This window comes from Chromohalobacter marismortui (assembly GCF_004364315.1).
GTDB lineage: Bacteria > Pseudomonadota > Gammaproteobacteria > Pseudomonadales > Halomonadaceae > Chromohalobacter > Chromohalobacter marismortui.
The window spans coordinates 329415-355586 of record NZ_SOBR01000001.1 but is presented as its reverse complement, the minus strand read 5'-3'; the positions used below and the strand labels follow the sequence as shown (position 1 = coordinate 355586).

22 protein-coding genes are annotated in these 26172 nt (G+C 61.8%); 9 read left to right on the top strand and 13 right to left on the bottom strand.

Translation table 11 applies throughout. The features are described 5' to 3' along the window. The first annotated feature begins 50 nt into the window (after positions 1-50). From arsH to C8E00_RS01530, 8 genes are all read left to right on the top strand, one after another. Positions 51-761 carry an arsenical resistance protein ArsH gene (arsH, locus tag C8E00_RS01565; protein ID WP_133693710.1) on the top strand — a complete coding sequence of 237 codons (711 nt, stop codon included), beginning with the start codon at positions 51-53 and terminating at the stop codon, positions 759-761. Positions 762-833: 72 nt separating this feature from the next. Continuing rightward, complete coding sequence (locus C8E00_RS01560) at positions 834-1250, top strand: arsenate reductase ArsC (RefSeq protein ID WP_133693707.1); 417 nt, start codon at positions 834-836, stop codon at positions 1248-1250. 4 nt (positions 1251-1254) lie between these two features. After that, a complete protein-coding gene (locus C8E00_RS01555; RefSeq protein ID WP_243833079.1) occupies positions 1255-1662 on the top strand; it encodes a metalloregulator ArsR/SmtB family transcription factor in 408 nt (135 codons plus the stop codon). Continuing rightward, complete coding sequence (locus C8E00_RS01550; RefSeq protein ID WP_133693704.1) at positions 1659-2699, top strand: ArsJ-associated glyceraldehyde-3-phosphate dehydrogenase; 1041 nt, start codon at positions 1659-1661, stop codon at positions 2697-2699. The genes C8E00_RS01555 and C8E00_RS01550 overlap by 4 nt, the downstream gene beginning before the upstream one ends. Next, positions 2696-3919 carry an organoarsenical effux MFS transporter ArsJ gene (arsJ, locus tag C8E00_RS01545; RefSeq protein ID WP_133693701.1) on the top strand — a complete coding sequence of 408 codons (1224 nt, stop codon included), beginning with the start codon at positions 2696-2698 and terminating at the stop codon, positions 3917-3919. Before C8E00_RS01550 ends, arsJ begins: the two co-directional genes overlap by 4 nt. A 235-nt stretch (positions 3920-4154) precedes the next feature. Further along, positions 4155-5321 carry a cyclopropane fatty acyl phospholipid synthase gene (gene cfa / locus C8E00_RS01540; protein ID WP_133693698.1) on the top strand — a complete coding sequence of 389 codons (1167 nt, stop codon included), beginning with the start codon at positions 4155-4157 and terminating at the stop codon, positions 5319-5321. 99 nt (positions 5322-5420) lie between these two features. After that, a complete protein-coding gene (locus tag C8E00_RS01535) occupies positions 5421-5681 on the top strand; it encodes a hypothetical protein (RefSeq protein WP_133693696.1) in 261 nt (86 codons plus the stop codon). After that, positions 5678-6019, top strand: a complete 342-nt coding sequence (locus C8E00_RS01530; protein ID WP_133693693.1) for a TraR/DksA family transcriptional regulator — start codon at positions 5678-5680, stop codon at positions 6017-6019. The genes C8E00_RS01535 and C8E00_RS01530 overlap by 4 nt, the downstream gene beginning before the upstream one ends. A 180-nt stretch (positions 6020-6199) precedes the next feature. On the opposite strand, the gene pstB is transcribed toward C8E00_RS01530, so the two are convergent. The 5 genes from pstB to C8E00_RS01505 form a co-directional block, all read right to left on the bottom strand. Next, positions 6200-6982 (bottom strand): phosphate ABC transporter ATP-binding protein PstB, encoded by a 783-nt coding sequence (gene pstB / locus C8E00_RS01525; RefSeq protein ID WP_133694495.1) that lies wholly within the window; start codon positions 6980-6982, stop codon positions 6200-6202. 139 nt (positions 6983-7121) lie between these two features. Further along, the gene (gene pstA, locus C8E00_RS01520; protein WP_133693691.1) at positions 7122-8288 is read right to left on the bottom strand and encodes a phosphate ABC transporter permease PstA; all 1167 of its coding nucleotides are present in this window, start codon (positions 8286-8288) and stop codon (positions 7122-7124) included. A gap of 17 nt (positions 8289-8305) precedes the next feature. Further along, positions 8306-9562, bottom strand: a complete 1257-nt coding sequence (gene pstC / locus C8E00_RS01515) for a phosphate ABC transporter permease subunit PstC (protein ID WP_133693689.1) — start codon at positions 9560-9562, stop codon at positions 8306-8308. 110 nt (positions 9563-9672) lie between these two features. Next, complete coding sequence (locus C8E00_RS01510; protein ID WP_133693687.1) at positions 9673-10692, bottom strand: PstS family phosphate ABC transporter substrate-binding protein; 1020 nt, start codon at positions 10690-10692, stop codon at positions 9673-9675. A gap of 136 nt (positions 10693-10828) precedes the next feature. Continuing rightward, positions 10829-12043 carry a multidrug effflux MFS transporter gene (locus C8E00_RS01505; protein ID WP_133693685.1) on the bottom strand — a complete coding sequence of 405 codons (1215 nt, stop codon included), beginning with the start codon at positions 12041-12043 and terminating at the stop codon, positions 10829-10831. Between the two features lie 231 nt (positions 12044-12274). On the opposite strand from C8E00_RS01505, the gene C8E00_RS01500 reads away from it, so the two are divergent. Continuing rightward, positions 12275-13969 carry a methyl-accepting chemotaxis protein gene (locus C8E00_RS01500; protein ID WP_166638210.1) on the top strand — a complete coding sequence of 565 codons (1695 nt, stop codon included), beginning with the start codon at positions 12275-12277 and terminating at the stop codon, positions 13967-13969. Between the two features lie 47 nt (positions 13970-14016). Here the strand turns inward: C8E00_RS01500 and C8E00_RS01495 are convergent, their stop codons facing one another. The 8 genes from C8E00_RS01495 to C8E00_RS01460 form a co-directional block, all read right to left on the bottom strand. Further along, entirely contained in the window at positions 14017-14523 is a 507-nt protein-coding gene (locus C8E00_RS01495; protein WP_133693681.1) for an STAS domain-containing protein, read from the bottom strand. Next, positions 14516-15655 carry a PP2C family protein-serine/threonine phosphatase gene (locus tag C8E00_RS01490; protein ID WP_133693679.1) on the bottom strand — a complete coding sequence of 380 codons (1140 nt, stop codon included), beginning with the start codon at positions 15653-15655 and terminating at the stop codon, positions 14516-14518. Before C8E00_RS01490 ends, C8E00_RS01495 begins: the two co-directional genes overlap by 8 nt. 14 nt (positions 15656-15669) lie before the next feature. Next, positions 15670-16419, bottom strand: coding sequence for an MlaA family lipoprotein (locus tag C8E00_RS01485; protein WP_133693677.1), 750 nt, complete (start codon positions 16417-16419; stop codon positions 15670-15672). Then, positions 16419-17561 (bottom strand): beta-ketoacyl-ACP synthase III, encoded by a 1143-nt coding sequence (locus C8E00_RS01480; protein ID WP_133693675.1) that lies wholly within the window; start codon positions 17559-17561, stop codon positions 16419-16421. Before C8E00_RS01480 ends, C8E00_RS01485 begins: the two co-directional genes overlap by 1 nt. A gap of 46 nt (positions 17562-17607) precedes the next feature. After that, positions 17608-21591: an ATP-dependent RNA helicase HrpA gene (gene hrpA / locus C8E00_RS01475; protein ID WP_133693673.1), complete on the bottom strand. Its 3984-nt coding sequence runs from the start codon at positions 21589-21591 to the stop codon at positions 17608-17610. Positions 21592-21673: 82 nt separating this feature from the next. Further along, positions 21674-23365, bottom strand: a complete 1692-nt coding sequence (locus C8E00_RS01470; protein ID WP_133693671.1) for an AMP-binding protein — start codon at positions 23363-23365, stop codon at positions 21674-21676. Positions 23366-23829: 464 nt separating this feature from the next. Continuing rightward, complete coding sequence (locus C8E00_RS01465; RefSeq protein ID WP_133693669.1) at positions 23830-25650, bottom strand: VWA domain-containing protein; 1821 nt, start codon at positions 25648-25650, stop codon at positions 23830-23832. Between the two features lie 50 nt (positions 25651-25700). Continuing rightward, positions 25701-26168, bottom strand: coding sequence for a hypothetical protein (locus tag C8E00_RS01460; protein ID WP_133693667.1), 468 nt, complete (start codon positions 26166-26168; stop codon positions 25701-25703). Positions 26169-26172: the final 4 nt, after the last annotated feature.

The window sequence follows — 26172 nt, the reverse complement described above, 5'->3', positions numbered from 1 at the left end:
CACAACGATAGAAGTTACGTTGACCCGACTATCCCACACAGGAGTCGTTCATGCACGACCTTCCCCATCTCGACACCGCCTCTTTCGCCGTCCCCGACGGCGATGCGCTGATGACGCCTCGACTCAGCACGCATCCGCCGCGCATTCTGCTGCTGCATGGCTCGCTGCGTGAACGCGCGTTCAGTCGCCTGGTCAGCGAGGAAGCCGCGCGTTTGCTCGCTGCCATGGGGGCCGAGACACGCTGCTTCGATCCGCGCGGCCTGCCCTTGCCGGACAGCGAGGACGCCTCGCACCCCAAGGTGCAGGAGCTCCGCGAGCTGGCGCAGTGGGCGGAAGGCATGGTGTGGTGCTCCCCGGAGCGTCACGGCGCGATGACCGGCATCATGAAGGCGCAGATCGACTGGATTCCGCTGGCGCTGGGCGGCGTCCGCCCGACCCAGGGCAAGACCCTGGCGGTCATGCAGGTCTGCGGCGGCTCGCAGTCCTTCAATACGGTCAATCAGCTACGCATTCTGGGTCGCTGGATGCGCATGCTGACCATCCCCAACCAGTCGTCGGTGCCCAAGGCGTTTCTGGAATTCGGCGACGATGACCGCATGAAGCCCTCGCCGCTCTACGACCGTATCGTCGACGTGATGGAAGAGCTGGTGAAGTTCACCGTGCTGACACGCGACCGCAGCGACCTGCTCACCGACCGCTACTCCGAACGCAAGGAGAGTGCCGAAGCGGTCTCTCGACGCGTCAATCAGCGTGGCATGTAGCCCGGCACATTCATCGAAATGACATGGCGTTAGGGCATATTCGTCTAGCCACATATTCCGAGAGGCTGACCCATGAGCAAAAAACGCGTTCTTTTTCTCTGCAACGCCAACTCGGCCCGCTCGTTGATGGCCGAAGCCCTGCTGCGTCACATGGCCGGACAGCGCTTCGAGGCCTACAGCGCCGGTGTCGAGCCCGATGCGCCGCAGCAAGCGGCACTGCAAGCGCTCGAAGAGTTGGGCATCGATACCACGGGGCTGGCCAGCAAATCGCTGGAGGCCTATGCCGGCGAGCATTTCGACAGCGTGATCATCCTCTGCGAAAAAGCCCAGCAGCGCTGCCGCGACTGGCAAGGCAACACCGACGAGCGGCTGTTCTGGGACATCCTGGACCCACGCCTCAATCCGCGTGACGGCGCCTATACCCAGACCCTCGAGGAAATTCGCGGCCGCTTGCGGCTATGGCTGAACGTCCAGCCTCGGGCGACCTGAACCAGTGGCCACGCCAGTGCTGACCCCGGCGGCCTTGCATCGCTGTCTCGCCGACGAGACGCGCCTGACGCTGACGCTGCTGCTCTGCGCCGAGTCCGAGCTGTGCGTCTGCGAAATGACCCAGGCCCTGGCCGCCCCGCAGCCAAAGATATCGCGCCATCTGGCCTACCTGCGTCGTGCCGGCCTGCTGCGCGGGCGTCGCCAGGGTGCCTGGATCTACTATCGCCTCGAACCGACACTGCCCACATGGGTCTCGATCATTCTCGAGGCCTCGCGCGACGCCGCGCCGGTGGAGGTCACCGCGGCCTGCCGACGACTCGGCGATGCCGGCGCCGCCAGCCAACGTCAGGCGGCATGCCACGCCGAGTCCACGACGGCCCCCTTTCCTTTCATACCAGGAGACAGCGCATGACAGTACGCATCGGCATCAATGGCTTCGGGCGCATCGGCCGCCTTGCCCTACGCGTCCTGTGGGCGTCGCGCGCGACGCAATCCCTGGAGATCGTTCGCATCAACGATCCCGGCGGCGACGCGGCGACCTTCGCCCATCTGCTGGAATTCGATTCGGTCCACGGCCATTGGTCTCCCGGCACGGGCATTCGCGCCGAGGCGGATTCGCTCGTCATCGACGACACCCCGATCATCTTCAGCCCCCATCGCGATCTCGCCGACAGCGACTGGTCCCAGTGCGATGTGGTGATCGAAGCCTCGGGCGCCATGACCAAGGCCGCCAAGCTGCAGCCCTACCTCGATCAAGGCGTGCCGCGCGTCGTGGTCTCGGCGCCGGTAAAGGACCCCGAGGTGCTCAACGTGGTGATGGGCGTCAACGATGGCGATTTCGTCCCCGAGCGACACCGCATCGTCACGGCGGCCAGTTGCACTACCAACTGCCTGGCACCGGTGATCAAGGTCATTCACGACACCTTCGGCATCCGCCATGGCTCGATGACCACGGTGCACGACATCACCAATACCCAGACGCTCCTCGACGCCCCGAGCGCTCTCCACACCCCCGACCTGCGACGGTCACGGGCCTGCGGCATGAGCCTGATTCCCACCACCACGGGCTCGGCCAAGGCGATCACGGCGATCTTTCCCGAGCTGGAGGGCAAGCTCAACGGACACGCCGTACGCGTGCCGCTGGCCAATGCCTCGCTTACCGACATGGTCCTCGAGCTGGAACAGGGCGTCACGGTCGACGCAGTCAACGGCGCGCTCGAAGCCGCGGCCGAAGGCGAGCTGGCCGGTATTCTTGGTTACGAGACACGCCCGCTGGTGTCGATCGACTACCGCACCGATCCGCGCAGCGCGATCATCGATGCCCTGTCGACGATGGTGATCAACGAGACCCAGGTAAAACTCTATGCGTGGTACGACAATGAGTGGGGCTATGCCAACCGTACCGCCGAACTGGCCTTGAAAGTCGGCAACGCCCGGGAATCATCATGACGACGACCCTGCATCGCCTGCGCGCCCTGCCCTTCGAAATACGCCAGTACCTGCTGGTCACGGGCAATTATTGGGCCTTTACGCTGACCGACGGCGCCTTGCGCATGCTGGTGGTGTTGCATTTCCACCAGCTCGGCTATTCGCCGCTGGAAATCGCCCTCCTGTTTCTGTTCTACGAGGCCTTCGGCGTGGTCACCAACGTCGTGGGTGGCTGGCTCGGCGCTCGCCTGGGGCTCAACCGCACCATGAACCTCGGTCTGGGGCTGCAGTTGATTGCCCTGGGCATGTTGATGGTACCGGCCTCGGTCTTGACGGTGCCCTGGGTCATGGCTGCCCAGGCGCTCTCGGGGGTCGCCAAGGACCTCAACAAGATGAGCGCCAAGAGTGCGGTCAAGGTGCTGGTCCCCAAGGACAGCCGCAATGCCCAAGGGGCACTGTATCGCTGGGTGGCCATCCTCACGGGGTCCAAGAATGCCCTCAAGGGCGCCGGCTTCTTCGCCGGCGGCGTGTTGCTGACACTGATCGGTTTCCAGGGCGCGATACTCGCCATGTGGCTGATGCTGGCCGTGGTGCTGGGGCTGTCGCTATGGCGTCTGCGTGCCGACCTGGGGCGCCGGAAGGCCAAGCCCAGGTTCCGCGAGGTCTTCTCCACGTCGCGCGCGGTCAACGTTCTCGCGGCGGCGCGCCTGTGCCTGTTCGCCTCACGCGACATCTGGTTCGTGGTGGCATTGCCGGTGTTTCTCTACGACCAGCATGGCTGGAACTTCTGGAGCGTCGGCATTCTGATGGCCGTCTGGGTGATCGGTTACGGTGGCGTTCAGACCCAGGCCCCGCGCATCACGCGACATCTGCACGGCGATACGCGCAGCATCACCGTCTTCCTGGCCGTGGTCCTCGCCCTGCTCCCGGCCCTGCTCGCCTTCACCCCGCTGGCGACCACCGTCATCTGGTTGATCGCGGGGCTACTGGCCTTCGGTATACTCTTCGCCATCAACTCGAGCTGGCACAGCTACCTGATCGTGCGTTTCGCCCGCGCCGAGGGCGTCTCCATGGACGTGGGGGTCTACTACATGGCCAATGCCATGGGGCGACTCATCGGTACGGTCCTCTCCGGTTGGGTCTATCAGGCCTACGGTTTGGCGCCTTGCCTGGCAGTATCCGCGGTACTGGTCGCCGCCAGCGCCGGCATGGCAATGGGGTTGCCGCGCCACACGCAATGATCGGCAGTCACGCGCTGACGCATGCAATAGACGGCGCATGGCGGTGATCGCGGCACCTTGCGATCATCTTTTCATAGATTCATTTATATTCGCTGATCCACAAAAACTATCAGCTCGGTAGCGTGCAAACGGTATCATTGGCGTATAATCTTCATCTAGCCTAAAAGGATCAAAAAGCCCGCATAAGCTTCCCAACGCACTGGAAGCGTGAGCAAGAGCAAGAGGAAGATCAGCAGTGAACGCTCCACTCAAGGAAACCACCACTTCAGACCAGGCGCTTGAACAGCACAAGAGCTACCGATTCGTCGCCGACCTCCTGGCCCGCGCCGACATCCAGATCAACGGCTCGCGCCCTTGGGACATGCAAGTACATTCGTCCGACGTCTTCGATCGTGCGCTCGCCGAGGGAAATCTCGGGCTCGGTGAAGCCTACATGGCCGGTCAATGGGACGCCGAACGCCTCGACGAGTTCTTCTTTCGCCTACTACGTTCCAAGATCGACAAGGCCGTGCAGCCTTCCAAACTGGTGTTTCATGCCTTGCGCGCCAAGTTCACCAACCTGCAAAGCGTGAAACGTGCCTGGAAAGTCGGCGAAGCGCATTACGACCTGGGCAACGACTTCTACGCCGCGATGCTCGATAAGCGCATGACCTACACCTGTGGCTACTGGCACGACGCCGAGACTCTGGATGCCGCGCAAGAGGCCAAGCTCGACCTGATTTGTCGCAAGCTGGATCTCAAGCCCGGCATGCGCATTCTCGACATCGGCTGCGGCTGGGGCAGCTTCATGGCCTACGCCGCCGAGCACTATGGCGTTAAGTGCGTGGGTCTCACCATCTCGCGCGAGCAGGCCGACTACGGGAAGTCCTTGATGAAAAAGGGACTTCCCGTGGAATTTCGGCTTCAGGACTATCGCGAGATCGACGAGCAGTTCGACGCCATCATCAGCATCGGCATGTTCGAGCACGTGGGCCGCAAGAATCACCGCGAGTACATGGAAGTCGCCCATCGTTGCCTCAAGGAAGGCGGCCTTTTCCTGCTGCATACCATCGGCAAGAACGTCCGCGAAAGCACGCCGGACCCATGGGTCGACAAGTACATCTTCCCCAACGGTGACCTGCCGTCCATCGGCCAGATCGGCGACGCGGCCGGTGGGTTGTTCGTCACCGAGGATCTTCACAACTTCGGTGCCGATTACGACAAGACGCTGATGGCTTGGAAGGAAAACTTCGAGCATCATTGGCCGCAGTTCAGGGCTCGCTACGGCGACGAATTCTACCGCATGTGGCGCTACTACCTGCTGTCCTGCGCGGCGGCCTTTCGAGCCCGCGACATTCAGCTGTGGCAGTGGGTGCTCGCCAAGCCGGGCGTCCTCGGCGGGTACCAGCGCATCACGTCGTAATCCCATTCAACTCACCGACAGGAAGGTGATCCACGCATCATCCTGCATAATGCTTGGGGGATCTTGGCCTATATGCTGCTTTCAGGCATGGTGACGGGAATGCAGGAACCGACGGTCACCAGTCTGCTTATCCAGTTCTGGGGCAGCGAACACCTGGGGCGTCTGCGCTCGATCTTCGTGGCAGGCATGGTATTCGCCTCGGGCCTGGCACCGGCGACCTTCGGCATTATGCTCGACCCGGGCATTTCCTTCACCGGCATTTTGATCATGATGATCGTCATGGTCTGCATTGGTTTCTTGCTGGCCTGGGGGCCTTTGACACGGCAAGTACGCGAACAACGCAGGGAGGTGCGGCCATGAACCACCCCGATCTCGACATGGCGACGGTTCGCCATCAACTGGAAAGCAAGCGCCAGCAATTGCTCGATGAAGGACGAGAAAGCGCGCAGAGTCGGGACGTCGTCGAACTCGATCAGACCGCCAATGGACGGCTGACGCGCATGGATGCCATGCAATCCCAGGCCATGGCCAAGGCGACCCAGCAACGCCGCGAGGCAAGCATTCGTTTCATCGATCTCGCCCTCAAACGCATCGACGATGATACGTACGGCGAATGCATCGAATGCGGTGAATGGATCTCAGCCAAGCGGCTAACCCTTGATTACGCCACGCTCAAGTGCATCGACTGCGCGCAATAGCGCTTTTCCTGCCTACCGGGCCTGACGACTTTCCTGCCTGCCTACTTCGTCGTCCCCCAAACGCATAAAGCGTCAGGCCATGCCGCATGGATACTACCAACGCCTGCCTCTACTATATCGTCTTAATCACAAAAAAAGGGCGCCGAAGCGCCCCTTGAGGTCATTCGCGTTATCTGGCCATCAGCCGTAACGACCGGTGATGTAGTCCTCCGCCTTCTTGGTATGCGGGTTGGAGAACATCTGCTTGGTGGCGTTGTACTCGATCATCTCGCCGAGATGGAAGAACGCCGTGTAATCCGCCACGCGTGCCGCCTGCTGCATGTTGTGGGTCACGGTAACGATGGTGAAGTCCTGCTTCAACTTGTCCATCAGGTCTTCGATGGTCGCCGTGGAGATGGGGTCGAGCGCCGAGGTCGGCTCGTCCATCAGGATCACATCCGGTTGCACGGCGATGGCCCGGGCGATGCACAAACGCTGCTGCTGACCGCCTGAGAGCGATGTTCCCGGCTCGTGCAGCTTGTCCTTGACTTCGTTCCACAGCCCCGCATCGCGCAACGCACGCTCCACCAGCTCGTCCTGGTCGGCCTTGCGGCTGACCATGTCATGCATGCGTGGTGCGTATGCCACGTTTTCATAAATCGACTTGGGAAACGGGTTCGGCTTCTGGAACACCATGCCCACGCGGCGGCGCAGAGCCACTTCATCCATGCCGCGGGCGTTGACATCGTGCCCGTCCATTTCCACCAACCCTTTGATGCTCACCGTGTTGATCAAATCGTTCATGCGGTTGAGGCAGCGCAGGAAGGTCGACTTGCCGCAGCCAGAGGGACCGATCAAGGCCGTGACGGTATTGGCAAAGATATCGATATTGATGTCGCTGAGCGCCTGATGATTGCCATACCAAAGACTGAGGTCGCGCACCCGCACGCTCAGATTTTCCTCGATGTTTTCGTTATGCGTCACCGGTTGCCCCTTGTCGGGCGTCGGGGCGTCACTTTGGGACTCGCGTCCAGCATCCGGCGACGTCGAGGACGTCTCATCGGCGGTCTGAAAGTTTTGCAGCGTCGTATCGTTCATGGCAATGAGTCCTGTCAGAAGTCGCTTACCAGCGGCGTTCGAATTTGTTGCGTAGCCAAACGGCGAGCGCATTGAGGAAGATCAGCACCGCCAGCAGCACCAGGATGCCGCCCGCTGTCTTCTCGGCAAACGCCGCCTCCGGCTGACTGGCCCAGGTAAAGATCTGCGCCGGCATGACGGTCGAGGCATCCGTCAGCGTCATCGAGGCCTCGGGAATGAACGCCACCATGCCCACGATGATCAGTGGCGCGGTTTCCCCCATCGCCTGAGCCAGACCGATGATCGACCCTGTCAGAATGCCCGGCAGCGATACCGGCAACACGTGATCTCGTACCACCTGCCAACGCGAGCATCCCACACCGAATGCCGCATGCCGGATACTATCCGGCACACTGCGAAGCGCTGCGCGCGTCGAAATGATGATCACCGGCAGCGTCATCAGCGCCAGGGTCAAGCCGCCCACCAGCGGCGATGAACGCGGCACTCCGAAGAAGCTGATATAAATTGCCAGCCCCAGCAAGCCGAACAGAATGGAAGGGACGGCCGCCAGGTTGTTGATATTGATTTCGATGATCTGGGTCAGCTTGTTGTCAGGGGCGAATTCCTCGAGATAGACGGCTGTCATGACCCCGATGGGAAAGCATACCGCCATGGTGACCAGCATGGTCATCATCGTGCCGATGGCCGCTGCGGCGATCCCCGCCAGCTCCGGCATCTTGGAGTCACCCGTGGTGAAGAACGTCGTATTGAACTTGAGCTCCGCACGTCCTTGCTTCACCAGCTTGTCGACCACGTTCCTTTGCGAACTGCTCAGTTCGTTCTTGTTACCCTTTAGGTATTGATCGACGGGACTATCGGCAATCACCCATTGGGTTTTCGTCGTCCCCATCAATGCCGGATTATCTTCCATCCGCAGCGGCAATATGCGGAAGAACCCGCGTGACACCAGTGGCCGAAATTCTTCGCTGACAGCGGCCAAGGGTATTTCCTTGGACTGCTCGTTGTAGGTGACATCGACCTGAATCTGCGCCTGCTGAAACGCGGGCCAACCACGTACTACCATGTCGGAAATGAAGACGACGAGAAATGCTGCCGACAGGATCAAGGCGCCCATGGTCAGCCATTTCATGCGCGCCGAACGCCGGTGGCGTTTCTTGAGCTGCGCGGAAATCTCTTCGAACGATTGGCTCATGCTCTCGACCTATCGGATTACAGGTTGTTGACGCGATACTTCTCACGGAAGCGACGAATCATGATCACTGAGACAATATTCAGCGTCAGCGTCACGATGAACAGCACCAGTCCCAGGGCAAAGGCGGAAAGCGTCTGGGCACTGCCGAATTCTTGATCACCGGTCAAAGCCGCCACGATGCTCACCGTGACGGTGGTCATGTCTTCCAGTGGATTGGCCGTCAGGTTAGGGCGCATGCCGGCCGCCATGACCACGATCATGGTTTCGCCCAGGGCACGAGAGACGGCCAGCAACGAAGCCGAGATGATGCCCGGTGCCGCCGCCGGCACCACCACGTTGCGTACCATTTCCCCTTTGGTGATTCCCAGTGCCAGGGCGCCTTCGCGCAGGCTACTGGGTACCGAGTTGATGACATCGTCGGAGAGCGAGGAAATGAACGGAATGATCATGATGCCCATCACCAGCCCCGGGGCCAACGCATTGGAATACGAGGCATCGAGTCCGAACAGCCCCGCGATATCCACCACCAACGGTGCCACGGTCAAGGCCGCGAAGACGCCATAGACAACGGTGGGAATCCCCGCCAGCACTTCCAGGACCGGTTTGGCGGCTTTACGCACCGTCAGCGGCGCAAACTCGACCATATAAATGGCCGCGCCCAAGCCGAAGGGAATCGCCACCAACATGGCGATCAGCGTGATCATGAAGGTACCGGCAAAGAGCGGGACCGATCCGAACTGGGCGGCACTCCCCCCTTCATCGCCACGGCCGGCGGCGGAGAGGAAACTTGCTCCCGGGTTCCACGTGGTACCGGTTACGAAATCCCAGAAGCTATGTAGTTGGAAAAAACTTATCGCCTCACCGACGATGGATATCAGTATGCCTAGCGTAGTGAGAATCGAGATCGTCGCCGCCGCCGCCAACAGCTTGCGAATGACGCTCTCGATGGCGCGCCGCGCGTGAAAGTCCGGACGGACCTGCTTCAAGCCCAGCACCAGTCCCAACGCCGCGATGATCAGGCCTGCTGCCAATAAATACAGCACGGGGATCTCCGCCCCCAGCAACAGCAGCGCGAACGCCCCGAGGGCGCTGACCAGAAGCGCCGGCCCTGCAGTGGTCAGTACCGCGAACCAGCCATATTGATCCGGCTGAGCGTGCATCAACGTACCCGACGCGCGTACACGCGAGGCCTTTGCCCGGCTCAGGACGAAAGCTACTCCACCGAGTCCTACGAGGACTGCACAAAACAGCAGGAAGACGATATTCGTCGACATATCAGTCTCTCAGAAAAACATTGTTCCCTTGAGTGCCATCACCCCAGGGCCCATCAAGCAAATGGACCGGCAGCCAGAGCTGCCGGTCATTTCAGCGAGCCAACGACTGGTTATTTCAGATCGCTGAGCTTCAGCTGCTCACGGTTTTCGATATCTTCACGCTGCTGTTCACGCATTTTTTCCGGAAGCGGAATCAGGCCCAATCCTTTGAGATAGCCCATCGGACCGATCATCTTCTCGCTCATGAAGAGATTGACGTAGGGATACATGGACGGAACGCTATCGGCATGCTGGTTCTTGACGTAGAAGAACAACGAACGTGCCACCGGATACTCACCGGAACCAATCGCCTCGGGAACCGGTTCGACGCCCTCGATGGTCGCGGCCGTCAGCGCATCCTGGTTTTCCTCGAGGAAGGAGTAACCGAAGATACCGAACGCCGTGGTATTTTCCTGAAGGCGCTGAACGATGAGGTTATCGTTTTCGCCGGCGTCGATGTAAGCGCCATCCTGACGGATATTGGTATAGCCTTCATCGCCGTAAATATCGAAATGCTCGGAACCGGCTTCCATCACCAGCTCTTCGAAGGCATCACGCGTACCGGAGGTAGTCGGCGGTCCATAGACCTCGATTTCGCGATCCGGCAGGGAGGGATCGATATCGCTCCACTTTTCGTAGGGATTGGCGACCAGCTTGCCGTCTTGCGGCACCTTGGCGGCCAACGCCAGGAAAAGCTGCTTGCGCGTGAAGTTGACCGCCTCATTGGACGCGTCTTCGGCGAGCACGATACCGTCATAACCGATCTTGGCTTCAGTGATGTCGGTCACACCGTTATCCTGGCAACGCTGGAACTCGGACACCTTGATGCGACGTGACGCATTGGTGATATCCGGTGTATCCAAGCCGACGCCTTCGCAGAACAGCTTGAGACCGCCACCCGAGCCCGTGGATTCGATGACAGGCGTCTGGTAGTCAGTGGTCACGCCGAATTCCTCGACGACGTAGCTGGCGAACGGGTAGACGGTGCTGGAACCGACGATGCGTAACTGCTCGCGCTCCTGAGCCTGAGCGACACCCACGACGCCCATTACGGCAGCGGCCAACGCGGTAGTCTTGAGGATACGGTTCATGCGGGTAACTCCTGTCGATGAGAGTGTTCAACCTTCGCGACACCTAAGATGCCCGACAAAAATGACAGCTTCATGACAGGAAATGACAAATATCAAACAACGAGGCCGGACCGCATACAGTGCGTCTCGGCAGCGGCTAACGCTCCGTCACCGCCGCCTCTTCTTGCGCCCCCAACGCCCGACCGGCCAGCAGCCGCACGCCGATATTGCCGAGCAACGAGGCGCCCAGCATCGTCAGCACCGTCGGCCAGGCACTGGCGATCTCGAAAGCCCCCACCAGCATGCCGGCGAACGCCCCGCTGGAAAATTGCAGGCAGCCCTGCAGGGCCGTCGCCGTCGCACTCATGGCCGGAAAGTGATCGAGCATCGACGACATCGCATTCGGTGCGATCAAGCCCTGCATACCCACGAAGATAACCATCAGCGGCGCCACGCTGTAGATCGAATCCAACCCCGAAAAGATCAGCCCTACCAGAGCCACGCCAGCACATAGCTGAATACCCAGCCCGACGACCAGGTTCTGCTGAGGCGTCCGCTTCTTCAACAGATGAATGTTGAGGCGGTTGGAGGACGCCATGACCAGGATATTGGCCCCGAACACGAACGGATAGATCGTCGCCGATAATCCGTAATGCTCCATGTACAGGTACGGCGAGCCGGTGATGAACGCGAACATGCCCGCAAAAGACATCGACACCGCACATATGTACCCCATCGCCTCGCGGTGACGAAGCACGCTGACATAGTTGCCCAGCACCTGGCGTGGCGACGGCGCGTCTGGGTCACGACCGTGAGTTTCGGGCAGCCGAGTGCCCAAAAAGAACAGCAAAAACGCCGCATACAGTGCCAGAAACAGAAAGATCGACTGCCAGTTGAAGATCCCCAATAGCACGCTGCCTACCGTGGGCGCCACCAGCGGCGCCAGCATCAGGATCATCGCCATGGTCGACATCACCTTGGCGGCCTCGCGGCCGCTGAAGCAATCGCGCACGATGGCCGCGGAATTGACCACGCAGGCCCCGCCCCCAAGCGCCTGGATGAATCGCAGCCCCCATAGCGTCTCCAGCGACGACACCTGCATGATGCCCAGACTGGCGAGCAAGAACACGACCAGGCCTGTCAACAGCACCGGACGGCGTCCCAAGCGATCGGACAGGGGCCCACACATCAGTTGCCCGATAGCGAACCCGAACAGGAATACGCTAAGCGACAGCTCGGTATGATGCACGCTGGCATTCACCGCGTCGGCAAGCGTGGGGATGGCAGGCAAGTAGGCATCGATGGCAAAAGGCGCCAGGGCGGTATTGGCCGCTACTAACAGCGCCAAACGTCGCGCATTGAGTTGAGTCACGAAATCTCCCGAAAAACATCGCCGTGCTGGCGCCCTGATGTGGCGGCACGCGCTCATGAAGAAGGCTAATGGCTAGTGTGCTCATCATAGCCGATTACGCCTTCGCTGAGGACCGAGCGACGACGCGGTGTCCGCAAACCGCAACAATCCCGGGTCATCATGTTAGCCGCTTCGCACGCAGACATCGCCAGTGCGACTCTCGTGACATCAGAAAAAATAGGGATTGACACCATGCGCGTTTCCTTGCCTCGCCGCCTACCGCCCTTGACGATCCGCGCCATCAGCATGCTGGTAATGGGCGCGTTCAGCCTGATGATGATTACCGTCGGCCTATTGGGGGGATATGCATTGCAGGTCAGTCAAGACGCCTTCGATACGCTCGATCGCCTCAATGCCGAACGCACCGCCGTGCTCGAGGACGTCTACGTCGACACCCTGCGCGCCCAACTGGCCATGAACCGTGCCGCATCGCTGATCGAGCGGCCATCATTCGATGCCCCAGGACCGGTCATCGAGCAGGCCGAGGCCTTGATGGGCCAAGCCAAGGAGGCCTTCGAACGCCTCGCGCCCACGGCCTCTTCTCCAGCGCTCGATACCCTGGGTCAACGCTTCCAATCGTTGCTCGACACCGGCATGTCCCTGCAATTGATACAGCTGAAAGAAGCCAACGCACGTCTCGCCGCCGGTGACGATGCGGCACGCGATCTCAGTGGCTATCGTTCCGGCCAGTCGCGCTTGAACGGCATGAATGCCGCTTTCATGAAAAGCGCCGATGCCTTCATGGCCGCCAGCCAGCAGCGCGGCGCGACCCTGGTGAATGATGTCGGCGTCATGGCCGACGGCCTGCGCATGTTGATCGGCGCGGCAATCCTGGCATCCTTGATCGCCATTGCGCTGGTCATGTGGGGCGTGACACGTCGCGTGGTAACGCCCCTCAACGGATTGCGCGAACACTTCGACCACATCGCCGAGGGGCGCCTGGATCATCCCGTCGTTGCGCGTGGACAACGCGACATCCGCCGCCTGTTCGAGGCGCTCGACGGCATGCGCCAGCGTCTCGCCGCCAACGTCGGTGCGGTGCGTACCAGCAGCCAGACGATCCATGACGATACCCAGCGCATCGCCGCAGACAGTCAGGCCCTGGCCTCGCGCACCGATCGGCAAGCCGCCGCCCTGGAAGAAACCGCCGCCAGCATGGCGCAGCTCACCGCCACCGTGGGACGCAATGCCGAGCATGCCGAACAAGCCGTGACCCTGGCCGCCACGGCCTCGCAGTCCGCCGAGCGGGGTCAGGAAGCCGTGGCGCAGGTTACCACCAGCATGGAAAGCATCCGTGCCGGCTCGCGCCAGGTCGAGGACATCGTCGCCATGATCGACTCGCTGGCATTCCAGACCAATCTGCTGGCGCTCAATGCCTCGGTCGAGGCGGCCCGCGCCGGTCAACATGGACGCGGCTTCTCGGTGGTGGCCAACGAAGTGCGGCGCCTCGCCAGCCAGAGCGCCGAGGCCGCCCGCGATATCCGTACCCTGACCGACAACGCCCGGCGCGATGTCGAGGTCGGCAGTCAACGCGTGCAGCAGACCGGTGCCACCATCGGTGAGCTCGTCGCCTCGGTGGAGCAGACGGCGCAACTCATGCGCGACATCGCCGATGCCAGCCAGGAACAGCATCAGGGCATCGCACAGATCGACCGCGCGATCGAGCAACTGGAACAACTCACGCAAGGCAATGCCGCCATGGCCACGCAAGCGACGCAAGCCGCGACTCAACTGGGCGCAGAAACCACACGACTGCATGCCTCGGTGAGCGAGTTCGTTCTCGACGCGGACGATGCCCCTGTGTCACACGTGCCGGCGATACGCGAAACGGACACGCCCCCTGGCAGACAGGACACGGCCGCTCCCGCCTTGGCCGCCGCCACCTGAGGACGCGTCACTGACAGGGACGCACCGGTCGGCGCTTACCGATACCGTCAGTGGTGCGTCCTGGAGCATGTCTGCTGCTCTTCGAGCAGATCGACCAGGGGCTGGAACTCATCGCGATTGTGATCGCTCATGCGCATGAGAATACGGTGGGCTTCGAGGATGCGCTGCTGCATGTCATGCGCGTCGGCGCTCACCGGCGGCAACTCGTCGAGACTCGCCGGCTCGGTGAGCGGTGCATCGAGCAGCGTGAAATAGCGCGAAAAGCCCATCACATCGAGCATCCGGCGCACGTCGGGATGCTCGGCGACGATGGTCGGTGGTTGCTCGAGCCGGCCCTGAACGGCCATGGCCACCTTGGCCAGAAACCCCAAGGCCGTGGAATCGACATTGGTGGCTTCTCGAAGGTCGATCATCACCGCCTCCAGGCCCGGGCTATCGGCCACTCGCTGTGCCTGCTGATCAAGCGTCGCACACAGCGTCAGACGCACGTCACCACTGAGCTTGAGCACGAACACGCCAGCGTCGAACGCTGCCTGAATACGCCCTTCATGCATGGTCGAATCCACTCAAAGTCATCATGGTGAGATCATCCGGCAATTCATCGCCCAGCACGAGCCCATCTTTCAACGCATCTACCGACGCGCACGAGGCAATCCTGCCTTGCAAGGCATCGAGACGCTGATCGAGCGTGTCACCTTGCAGGCATTCCAGGATGCCGTCGGAGCATAGCCACAAACGGAATCGTTCCGGCAATGAACAACCATAGGTGGGGAACTCGACATGGGGAAACAACCCCACGGGCGGCCCCTCGCCCGAGAGCACGCTGACATCACCGCCCACTTGCAAGAAAGGCATTGGCATCTGCGCGCCGAGCGAATAGTGGAGATAGTGTTGCTCATGGTCAAGTACCCCGGCAAACACCGTGGCATGCTTGCCGATGCCCGTCTCCAGCAGCTCGCGATTGAGCTCCGTCAGGCACCGCGCGGGGAAGGTCGCGGCTTCCTGCGACCACCATTGCGTCAGCCAACGATTACTGAGGTACTTGAGCAGCACGGTCACGAAAGCTGAAGACGCCCCATGCCCCGAGACGTCGACGAAATAAAAGAAACTGTAGCGTGCATCACAGCGCTGCACGTCAAGAAAATCGCCCGAAAGATAGAGCGACGGTGCCAAGTAATACTCGGCCCTCACGCCATTCAACGTCACCGGATTCGCGGGCAACAGCTTGCGCTGGATCTGCCAGCCAGCCTGTTGATCAAGCCGCAGCATGGCCAGGTGGGTTTCCAAGCTTTCATTGAGCTCGGCCAGACGCTGGCGATCGCGCGCATGCTCCTGGCTCAATCGGTGATGCTCGATGGAACGCTCGATCAGACGACGCAGGATATCGCCATGACCTTCCGGTTCGACCAGGTAATCGACCACCCCAGCGTCGACAGCCTGCAGCAGATCGCCATCGAGACGCGTTTCGCTGATCACGATAGTCGGCCAGCGCGCGGCCAACATCGCCCAGTCGCCCCGTTCGACCGCCCTCACATGGGCCACCACCAAGGCGACATCGTCGGGTAACGCGTCGGCGGACACCGCCGCGAAGACGGCAAAGTGCTCTCTGCCAATAAGACGCGCCAGCGCATCGCGCGATGCACCGGGCGTGTCGAGTAGACCGATCAGAGTACGTGAGTTGGCCATAGCGGGCCTCTGGATCACTCGGCGAAGGCGTCTTCGTCGTATTCGAAATCGTCGCCGAAATCACCGCTGGCAAAGGGGTCTCTCCCCGTCTCGCCATCGTTGACCATGTAACGCCGGCGTTGCAGATACGCGTCGCGAATGAAGCTGTAGCGGTCGCCACGAATCAGCTTCTCGCGCTCGAGAAGTCCCGCCCGCGTATCGACGAGATCGACGAACCTCAGGCCGTAGCGTACCGGATCTTCCTCGACATAGGTGACCGGGTCGGTGTACCAGTCCACGGGGAGTCCCGAGGCATGACGCAGCGTCCGGCCGCCGAGCACCGGCAGCACCACGTAGGGCCCTGACGCGACGCCCCAGGTAGCCAACGTCTGGCCGAAATCTTCTTCGCGTTCTTCGAGTCCCATGCGCGAGGCCGGATCGAGGACCCCACCGATGCCGAGAATGGAATTGATCACAAAACGCCCGGACGCCACGCCGGCATTGGCCCACTTCCACTGCAATACGCTATTGAATGCGGTACCGATCTCGCCGAGGTTGCTGAAGAAATTGCCCACCCCGGTCTCAACCGGTTCGGGGGCGACGTAGTCATACCCTTGGGCGATGGGTTTCAACGCATATCGGTCCAGCGTGTCATTGAACGCAAAGACCTTGCGGTTGTAACTCTCCCATGGATCGTCGGGATTGGCGTCGATCTGCCCTTGTGACGCGCAGCCGCTTACCGCCGCTACCATGCATCCCACGGCCAGCCACTTGGTCGTCTTCATCAAGCTTTCACCTTACGCAATAATATATTGCCCGCACTGTAGCCCGCTCCGAACGAACAGACCACCCCCACATCGCCCACGGCCAAGTCATCGCGATGCAGGTGGAAGGCGATGATCGAGCCGGCGGAACTGGTGTTGGCATAGCGGTCGAGTATCACCGGCGCCTCGGCAAGGCTCGGCTCGCGGCCCAGCACGCGCCGGGCGATCAAGTCATTCATGTGGCGATTGGCCTGATGCAGCCACAGCCGCTTGAGGTCGCTAGGCGCCACATTCTGCGCCTCGAGATGCCCACCGACCAACTCGGCCACCAGCGGGCATACTTCCTTGAAAACCCGACGCCCTTCCTGCACGAACAGTTTGTCGGCAACGAACGCCGGCTCGGCATCGACCCCGTGCTCGGTGACGCGGTCGAGAAAGCCGAAATTGTTGCGAATCGCGTTCGAGAAACGCGTCACCAAACGCGTGCTCATGACCTCGAAACGTGCCTCGGCACACGCCACGTCATTGGCCTCCAGCACCACCGCCGTGCACGCATCACCGAAGATGAAGTGACTATCACGGTCGCGGAAGTTGAGGTGCGCCGAGCAGATTTCCGGGCTCACTACCAAGACGCGCCTGGCGCTACCGGCACGGATCGCATTGTTGGCCAGATCGATGGCGAAGGTGGCGCTCGAACACGCCACGTTCATGTCGAAGGCATGTCCGCCGGCCCCCAGCGCCGCCTGTAACTCCACGGCAATGGCCGGATATGCACGCTGCAGGTTGGAGCAGGCCACGATCACCATATCCAGGGTCTCGGGCGAGATCTTGGCATTGGACAGTGCCTGGCGCGCTGCCGCCACGCCCATTTCGGCCTGAATACAGAGCGCATCATCACCGCGTGGTGCCAGTTGCGGTCGCATGCGGTCGGGATCGAGGATACCCGCCGCCTCGACCACATGACGGCTATGAATCCCCGACGCCTTGACGATGAACTCGCTGCTCGAGTGCTCGAGTGGCTGGCGATGTCCGTCACGAATCGCCTCGTAATGGCGCGCGTTCTCGCGATCCACCCAGGCGTTGAACGACGCCACCAACGTCGCATTGTCGATGACATTAGGAGGCGTATAGAGCCCCGTGCCGGTGATGACCGCATGCGTCATGAGCGTGCTCCCAAGTGCGCTTGGCATGTAATCGTTAGGGGCGGTGTCACTGCTGACGCCCCGTCAGCTCCGCCCAGCGACGCTCGAGGCGCTTGACCGACACCGGCGCAAGAGTGCCGAGCTGCTGGGCAAACAGCGACACGCGCAGTTCTTCGAGCCACCAGCCAAACTCGACGAAGCGCGGATCGCGACGCCCCTCGCGTCGATCGGCCTCGAGACGTGCGTATAGACGCTCCTCGAATTCATGCACCTGCTGCATCGCTGCCTGATCGCGGTTACGTTCGCGCGGCGCCTTTTCGAGGCGGATCAGCGCTGCTTGCATGTAGCGCGGATACTGCTCGAGCCAGGCGTCGGCATCACTGATGAAACCGGGATAGACCAGGCGCGCCATCTGAGCCTTCAAATCACTGTAGACCAAGGCCAGGGACAAATTGAGATTGCCCTTGAGGGCCTTGGTCACCTCGAGATGTCCCTGCAACGCTTTCTCGAGTGTCGCAACCCAGGACTCGGCATGTGCGAAGAGCTCGCCCCGCGCGACCTCGATGCGCGCCTCCAGGGTCTGGCGGTCGCGCGGCAGCGGATCCACGGCGATCACTTGCAGGAAAACCGCGTCGATCAGATCGTCGATGAGTTGCTGCTTGCTCCCCACCTTGGCGAACAGTAACGCACAGCGATCCACGCCCTTGAGCTCACGGGCGAGGTAGCGCACCTGCTCGGGGAGACGCAGCATCGCGGCACGCTTGACGCCATGGCGATGCGCGGCATGTGCCTTGTCGGGGTGATCGAATGACTCGATGGCCAGACTGTCGCCCTGGTCGACCAAGGCGGGATAGGCCTCGACGCGAATCCCCGCCTGCTGGGTGGAGCGCGATTCGGGGATCGCCTGTGCCGGCAGCTCGGCCAGCGCCTCGGCCGTCGGCCCACTCGCCGCCAGCGCCTTGGCGCCCTGGCTCGCCGCCTCGTCGAAGCGCCGTTTGAGGGCGCTCAAGTCGCGCCCTTCGCCGAGCACCTTGCCGTCATGATCGACCACACGCAGATTCATGACCAGATGCGCCTCGAGGGCCTCGGTATGCCAATCATCAGGACCCAAGCGCACACCAGTGCGTCGACGCAGGAACTCGCCCAGCGCCTCGGTCAACGGACGCTCATCGGGCACCAGCGTTGCCAGGGCAGCATCCACCCAGTCGGGAATCGGCACCACCTGGCGGCGAATCGCCTTGGGCAGCGTCTTGAGCAACGCGATGCACTTCTCGCGCAACAGCCCCGGCACCAGCCATTCGAGGCGTCCTTCGGGCAGTTGCGACAGCATCGCCGCCGGCACCGTCAAGGTCACGCCGTCGTCGGGTTGCCTGGGTGCGAAATGATAGCTTAGCGGGTAACGCACGCCGTTGTGTACCAGCACATCGGGATAGGCTTCCTGCGTGATTTCCTCGGCATCGCGCGCCATCAACGTGTCGCGATCGAGCTTGAGTACGTCAGGGGTCTCGCGCTCAGCCTGCTTGCGCCAGCGCTCGAAGCTGCGGGCGCCAGCGACATCCGCCGGCAAGCGCGCGTCGTAGAAGGCGAACAGCGTCTCCTCGTCGACCAGGATGTCGCGTTTGCGGGCGCGGTCTTCGAGTTCCTCGACGTCGTCGATCAAGGCGCGATTATGCTGAAAGAAATCGGCCTGGCTACGATACTCGCCTTCCACCAGCGCGCGCCGGATGAATATTTCGCGCGCCTCTACCGGTGCCACCTTGGCGTAGTCGACGCGCCGCCCGGTGACGATGGGCAGACCAAACAGCGTGACCTGCTCGAAGGCGACCACCTGGCCGCGCTTCATTTCCCAATGCGGCTCGCTATGGCTGCGCTTGATCAGATGCTCGGCCATGGGCTCTACCCAGGCCGGCTGTATGCGCGCCACGTCACGCGCATACAGTCGCGAGGTTTCCACCAGCTCGCCGGCCATGACCCACTTGGGCGTCTTCTTGGCCAGCCCCGAGCCGGGGTGAATCATGAACTTGCGGTTGCGCGCGCCGAGGTATTCGCGATTTTCCTGCAGCGTGCCCAGGTGCGAGAGCAGCCCTGACAGCAGCGCCTTGTGCAGGCGCTCGCCATCGACGCGCGGATGCGCCGTTGCGGGGGCGTCCTCCTTGGGCGGCAGCACCGCGCTGGAGGGCTCGAGCCCCATGTCACGGGTCAGTTGCTTGAGCTGGCGGAAGGTATCATGCCACTCGCGTAGTCGCAGATAGCTCAGAAAATTGTCACGGCACCAACGTCGTAGCTGGTTGCCGGACAAGGTCTCGCGCGCATGCTCGACGCCATGCCATAGATTCAGCCAGGCCATGAAATCGGACTCGGGATCCTGCCATTGGCGATGTTGCTGATCGGCCGCCTGGCGCTTGTCGGCGGGACGGTCGCGCGGGTCCTGGGCGGCCAGCGCGCTGACCACGATCAAGGTCTCGCGCAGGCTCCCTTGTTCGGCGCCGGCCAGCACCATGCGTGCCAGCCGTGGGTCGATGGGCAAGCGCGCCAGGCGTCGTCCCAGCTCGCTCAAGCGATGCTCGGCGTTGACCGCGCCCAGTTCGAACAACAGCCGATAGCCATCCTTGATGAAGCGCGGATCCGGGGCGTCGACGAATGGAAACGCGGCAATATCACCGAGCTTGAGCGCCAGCATCGAGAGGATCACCGAGGCCAGGTTGGTGCGCTGAATCTCGGGTTCGGTGTACGTCGGCCGCGCCAGGAAATCCTCTTCGCTGTAGAGGCGAATACACACGCCCTCGCTGATACGTCCGCAACGCCCCTTGCGCTGATCGGCGCTGGCCTGGCTGACCGGCTCGATGGGCAGACGCTGCACCTTGGCGCGATAGCTATAACGGCTCATCCGCACCAGACCGGGGTCGATGACATAACGGATGCCGGGCACGGTCAGCGAGGTTTCCGCCACGTTGGTGGCCAGTACGATGCGGCGCCCGGTATGCGACTGGAACACGCGATTCTGCTCGGCATTGGAGAGCCGTGCATAAAGCGGCAGGATCTCGGTGCCGCGTAGATCGGCACGCCGCAGGGTATCCGCCGTCTCGCGAATTTCCCGCTCGCCGGGCAGAAAGATCAAGACATCGCGCGGCCCGCTGAACCAGCGTCGCTCGCGCTCGATGGCCTCGATTTCTTCCACCGCATGCAGAATGCCTTCCTGCAGGGAGCGGTCTTCCTCGTCGTCGGCATCGCGCACCAGCGGCCGATAGAACACGTCCACCGGGTAGGTGCGCCCCGAGACCTCGACCACCGGCGCCGGTTTGCCCTCACGGCCGAAGTGTTGGCTGAAGCGCTCGACGTCGATGGTCGCCGAGGTAATGATGATCTTGAGATCCGGACGCCGCTCGGTGAGGCGCTTGAGATAACCGAGCAGGAAATCGATGTTGAGGCTGCGCTCGTGGGCCTCATCGATGATGATCGCCTCGTAGCGCGTCAAATCCGGATCGTGCTGCGTCTCGGCAAGCAGGATACCGTCGGTCATCAGCTTGACCAGGGTGCGCTCGTCGGTCTGATCGGTAAAGCGCACCTGGTAGCCGACCTGCGCCCCCAGCGGCACCTCCAGTTCTTCGGCCAGACGCGTGGCCACGGTACGCGCCGCCAGCCGCCGGGGCTGCGTATGGCCGATCAAGCCACGCCGCCCCAGCCCCAATTCGAGACACAGCTTGGGGAGCTGGGTCGTCTTGCCCGAGCCGGTTTCCCCCGCCACCACGACGATCTGATGTTCGTCGAGCGCCGCCAGCAGGTCCTCACGGCGTTCGACTACGGGCAAGTCATCGGGGTAACGCAGCGTCAGCGACTGCGCACGGCGCGCCGCCAGGGCCTCGCGGGAGCGCGCCAGACGCGTTTCGATATCGCGCAGCGAGCGGTCGATGGGTTTACCGCTGCGCGCCCGCCCATTCAGCTTGGCCAGGCGACGCCCCTGTTCATGGGCATCGCGCAGCAGGCAGTCGTCGAGTTGCGCGCGCAGACGCGCCAGTTGATCGCGGGAATCGCTCGTCGGTGTCGTGCTCAAGGGCGCCTCATGGAATCAGCAAAACGGCTCGCCTCTATGGGAGGGCGAGCCATCAATTGTAACGCCAAGGCCGACCTCGCGCCTATCTTGCCCCGTCACTCGGCGCCGATTCCTTGTCCTCCTGGCCGTCGCGAAGCTCACGCCGCAACACCTTCCCGACATTGGTCTTGGGCAACTCATCGCGAAACTCGATGAGCTTGGGCACCTTGTAGGCGGAGAGTTCCCGCTTGCACCAGCTACGTAACGTGTCGGCGTCCAATGCCTCGTTGCGGCTCACCACGAAGAGCTTGATCGCTTCGCCCGTGGCGTCATCGGGCACCCCGATGGCGGCGACTTCGACCACGTCCTCGTGCGTGGCGACCACATCCTCGACTTCGTTGGGATAGACGTTGAAACCGGAGACGATGATCATGTCCTTCTTGCGGTCGACGATGCGCACGTAATCGTCGTCCTGGATCACGGCGATATCACCGGTGCGAATCCAGCCCTCGGCGTTCATCGCCCTGGCGGTATCCTCGGGGCGATTCCAATATCCTTTCATCACCTGCGGGCCCTGAACGCACAACTCGCCCGGCTCGCCTCGCGCGACCTCTTCGCCTTCGGGGCCGATGACCATGATCGCGGTACCCGGCACCGGCTTGCCGATGGTGCCCGGTTGAATGCCGTCCGGCGGATTGACGCATACGATGGGTGAGGTCTCGGTCATGCCGTAGCCTTCCAGGATCGCGCAGCCGGTGACCGCTTCCCAACGCTTGGCGGTCGCCTTGGTCAGCGCCATGCCACCGGAAATGGTCAGCTTGAGGCGCGAGAAATCCAGCGCTCGGAAATCCTCGCGTTGACAGAGCGCGTTGAAGAGCGTGTTGAGTCCCACGAAACCGGTGTAATCGGTCTTGCGCAGCGTCTTGATGAAGCCGTCGATATCGCGGGGATTGGGAATCAGCACGGTGTGATTGCCGGTGACCATGGTGAACAGGCAATTCACCGTGAAGGTATAGATATGATAAACGGGCAGCGGCGCGATGATCGTCTCGCGCCCTTCCTCGATCAGTCCGGCGATCATCTGGCGCGTTTGCAGCATGTTGGCGATCAGGTTGCGATGCGTGAGCATGGTGCCCTTGGCCACGCCGGTGGTACCGCCGGTGTACTGCAATACGGCCACATCATCGGTCTGGCATGTCGCGGCGTCGCTCGACTGCTCTCGCCCGCGCCTCAGCGCATCGCGAAAGCGTATCGCCTCGGGCAATGTGTAGCGCGGCACCATCTTCTTGACGTGCTTGACCACCGCATTGATCAGCGTGCGCTTGGGAAAGTCATGCATGTCGCCGAGTTCGGTCACCAGCACGTGGCGAATCGCCGTGCGCGGCAGTATTCGCTCGAGCTTGTCGGCCATGTTGGCGAGAATCAGGATCGCCTTGACGTCGGCATCCTGAAATTGATGCGCCATCTCGCGTTCGGTGTACAGCGGGTTGGTATTGACCACCACCATCCCGGCACGCATGGCACCGAAAATGGCCACGGGAAATTGCAGCACATTGGGCAGTTGGATGGCGATGCGGTCTCCCGGCACCAAGTCGGTTTCCTTGCTTAGCCAGGCGGCGAAATCACGCGAGAGACGCTCGAGTTCCGCATAGCTCAGTGTCCGCCCCATGCAGGTGAACGCCGGCTTGTCGGCGAAGCGCCGACAGCTGTGGACGAACACCTCGTTGACCGAGGCGAACGCTTCCATTCCCTCGAGAGGCGGACCGGAAACGACCGGCGAGGTGGCGTGGCTCATTGTATATCTCCGCTGACCGTGTCGACTTCAGAGGGTGCTTACAAAAGGGCTGCACTCGACAATTCGGCGTTAAAATACTCATTTACCCCCATGTAAACTCCGTTTTTTCGCCCAATTTTGCCTTGCTTTGCCTTCGTTCGCCTGTTTTGTAACCCCTCAGGGCGCCGACATTTATTATTGAATCTCGCGCCTGGGCCATGCTTGAAAAACACAGGCTTTCCGCAAGATAGCGCGACACCGGCCACGACACCAGCCGGCCCGGCGCGCATGATGAAACATTGTTCGACAATCATCGGACAATCCCATCGACGTGCCGTTTCCGTTATAACAGGCCAGCAAGAATTAAAACAGTCGATTGAAACTAACGTTCAATACCGCCTACCGACACATGTACACAAAGAACGGAAGACAAAAAACCCCGGCAATCATGCCGGGGCCCTAGGTTTGCTGATGATGACCGCCATCTATACGTGCGGTTCGCGCCGCCTCCGGTGCCGTCGCCGACGTCTGACATGTCGGCGCCATCCCCACAGGATGGTCAGCGCCAACAGCAGCGCAGCAAACACCGCCCAGGTCGTGGGATGCCGGGCATAAGGCCCGACATTCGAGCGCAGGGCCTGCCAATCGTCACTCGCCTGATCCCATAATGCGCCGGCCTTGGCCAGCAGATCCTGCTCTTGGCGTGCGTCACGTTTCTTCTCGAAACCAGCATCGTCGTCCGGCAACGCCTTGGCACGCATGCTCCCATCATTGACATTGACGTCGGCGCCGGACACGCCGATACGCGCCTCGGGGTTGAGACGTAACGTGGGCAGGGCAAAGGACCAGGTATGGCCATCGAGCGTCACCGTCATGTCGAGATTCAGCGGTACCGACTGGTCGGGGTCGACTTTCGGCAGCGCGATCTGCCATGTCCGTTCGCCATCCGACGCCACGTCGAGCGTTTCGCCCAGCAGGCTCGCCGAGATTTGCGTATTGCCGACGTTCAAGCGCGGGTGCTGCGCCTTGAGCGTCACCTGAGAGGCGTCGTCATTCAGCGTCGTGGTCACGGGCGGGACGATATTGACGCCCTGCACGCGCTCACGCGTCCAGGCGTCGCTATCGGCATTGAGCACGATACGAGCGTTGCCTATCCTCTCGGGGGCCTGCAGCGTGCCCGTGAAGTGGCCGTCGTCCCCCGCCGCCAGGGACGTGGATGCCCGCGTGTCGCCCTCGAGCCCGCGCAGCTCTCCTCGCACCTGTATGCCATCGGGTAGCGCAGCGCCGGTGAGCATCTCACCCTCGCGGGATAGCCATGCGTCGAGCGGTATATCGAAGCCCAGATACAGGGTCGGCGGCAAGGTGTCACTGCGCAGTTGCAACGCTGACTCGATACTCACGCGGCTATCGCGCCCTATCGGCCCTTCGATGCGCCACTTGCCCACCTGCGGCTCAGGCACACGGATCACGTCATAACGCGGATTGCTCTGCCAGAGCATGTCATCGGGATGATCGTCTCGCGTGTAACGCTTGCCATCAGGGCCCACCAAGGAAATCTCGGGGGCATCCTCATCGTGGAACAGCAGCGCATTGAAGCCCTCGACCTCGTCGTCGACATCGAAACCGCCTTTCTCGATCGGCAGTTGATCCCGGGGCACGATGCGCTCGAGCACATCCAGAAACGCGCGCAGCAATGCTTCGGGGGTTTCGGCCACTGCCGCCAAGCCCCCCGTGATCCGGGATATCCGCTCGAGCAGTTCACGATCCACGTTCTGCGATAGCGCAATGGTATGTACCACCACGCCACGCGAGGCCAATGCGGGCGCCAGTGACGCAATCAAGGCCTCCCGCGAGGCTTGATCACGCATGCGTTTTGCCTCTCCGCTCCCTGGCAGGTCGACCATGCCATCGGTCAGCAAGATGATATGACGCTGACCACCGTCTGCTTGGCTTGCTTCACGTAGTGCTTGCTCGATATCCGTGAACTGTTGATAGTCGACCAGTTGCGGGGCTAGCGATCGGGCACGCCGACGCCATTGGGCATCGACGTTGCCATCGGGCAGTGGATTGCGTACCTGGGAACCAAACGTCCACACCGATCCCCGCGCCCGCGAGGGCAGCAAGGTCGCCGCCAGTTGCAGGGCCGAGGCCCGCAAATTGCCGGGATCGTTGGCTTTCATGCTCCCCGAGACATCGAAAATCATGCGCACATCCGGTGTCCGGGACGCGACGGAATCCTGTGCCCAGACGGGAGACGCGAGCCCCCCGCCAACACATAACAACCACAATGCGAACAGCGCTCGCATGACCCTTCCTTCTTTTGTAATGTCTTGCGTAATACGGGTATCAGAGGGTATCAGTTGAGCACCGGCTCGCGACGTCGAACGTCATCGTCCCGCGCACCGCCACGTGTTTGCGTCGCACGCCGTTGGCCTCGACCACCGCGTGGTGCGTCGTCGTCACTGCTGCCATTGCTATCGCGACGGCGGCGCCACATATAGATCAACGCGCCCAGCACGCCACCCATCGCCATGCCGACCAACAATAGCGGTGTGGCCACGGAAAGCTGGCCGCCATCGCCCTGCAAGGCGCCCACGGCGGTCACGACGACGGCAGGCGCCAGGCCTGAGTAGTGCTCGCCTTTTTCCACCAGAGGAGACGTGAACGGTGCCACGGACCACAGCATGCCCGCCACCACACCGGTGACGATCCAACGTGGCAAACGCGGTAAAAAACCCACCCCAAGGTAGCCGGTGGCCAGCACCAGCAGCGATAATACGAGGTAACTCAGCCACAACTGTGGCAAGGAATCAGAAATCAGCATCGCG

Bases quoted from the DNA above. Each gene is read 5' to 3' on its own strand.
- arsH (WP_133693710.1), top strand. From the start codon at position 51: ATGCACGACCTTCCCCATCTCGACACCGCCTCTTTCGCCGTCCCCGAC.
- C8E00_RS01560 (WP_133693707.1), top strand. From the start codon at position 834: ATGAGCAAAAAACGCGTTCTTTTTCTCTGCAACGCCAACTCGGCCCGC.
- C8E00_RS01550 (WP_133693704.1), top strand. From the start codon at position 1,659: ATGACAGTACGCATCGGCATCAATGGCTTCGGGCGCATCGGCCGCCTT.
- arsJ (WP_133693701.1), top strand. From the start codon at position 2,696: ATGACGACGACCCTGCATCGCCTGCGCGCCCTGCCCTTCGAAATACGC.
- C8E00_RS01535 (WP_133693696.1), top strand. From the start codon at position 5,421: ATGCAGGAACCGACGGTCACCAGTCTGCTTATCCAGTTCTGGGGCAGC.
- C8E00_RS01530 (WP_133693693.1), top strand. From the start codon at position 5,678: ATGAACCACCCCGATCTCGACATGGCGACGGTTCGCCATCAACTGGAA.
- pstA (WP_133693691.1), bottom strand. From the start codon at position 8,288: ATGAGCCAATCGTTCGAAGAGATTTCCGCGCAGCTCAAGAAACGCCAC.
- pstC (WP_133693689.1), bottom strand. From the start codon at position 9,562: ATGTCGACGAATATCGTCTTCCTGCTGTTTTGTGCAGTCCTCGTAGGA.
- C8E00_RS01510 (WP_133693687.1), bottom strand. From the start codon at position 10,692: ATGAACCGTATCCTCAAGACTACCGCGTTGGCCGCTGCCGTAATGGGC.
- C8E00_RS01500 (WP_166638210.1), top strand. From the start codon at position 12,275: ATGCGCGTTTCCTTGCCTCGCCGCCTACCGCCCTTGACGATCCGCGCC.
- C8E00_RS01495 (WP_133693681.1), bottom strand. From the start codon at position 14,523: ATGCATGAAGGGCGTATTCAGGCAGCGTTCGACGCTGGCGTGTTCGTG.
- C8E00_RS01490 (WP_133693679.1), bottom strand. From the start codon at position 15,655: ATGGCCAACTCACGTACTCTGATCGGTCTACTCGACACGCCCGGTGCA.
- C8E00_RS01485 (WP_133693677.1), bottom strand. From the start codon at position 16,419: ATGAAGACGACCAAGTGGCTGGCCGTGGGATGCATGGTAGCGGCGGTA.
- C8E00_RS01480 (WP_133693675.1), bottom strand. From the start codon at position 17,561: ATGACGCATGCGGTCATCACCGGCACGGGGCTCTATACGCCTCCTAAT.
- C8E00_RS01470 (WP_133693671.1), bottom strand. From the start codon at position 23,365: ATGAGCCACGCCACCTCGCCGGTCGTTTCCGGTCCGCCTCTCGAGGGA.
- C8E00_RS01465 (WP_133693669.1), bottom strand. From the start codon at position 25,650: ATGCGAGCGCTGTTCGCATTGTGGTTGTTATGTGTTGGCGGGGGGCTC.
- C8E00_RS01460 (WP_133693667.1), bottom strand. From the start codon at position 26,168: ATGCTGATTTCTGATTCCTTGCCACAGTTGTGGCTGAGTTACCTCGTA.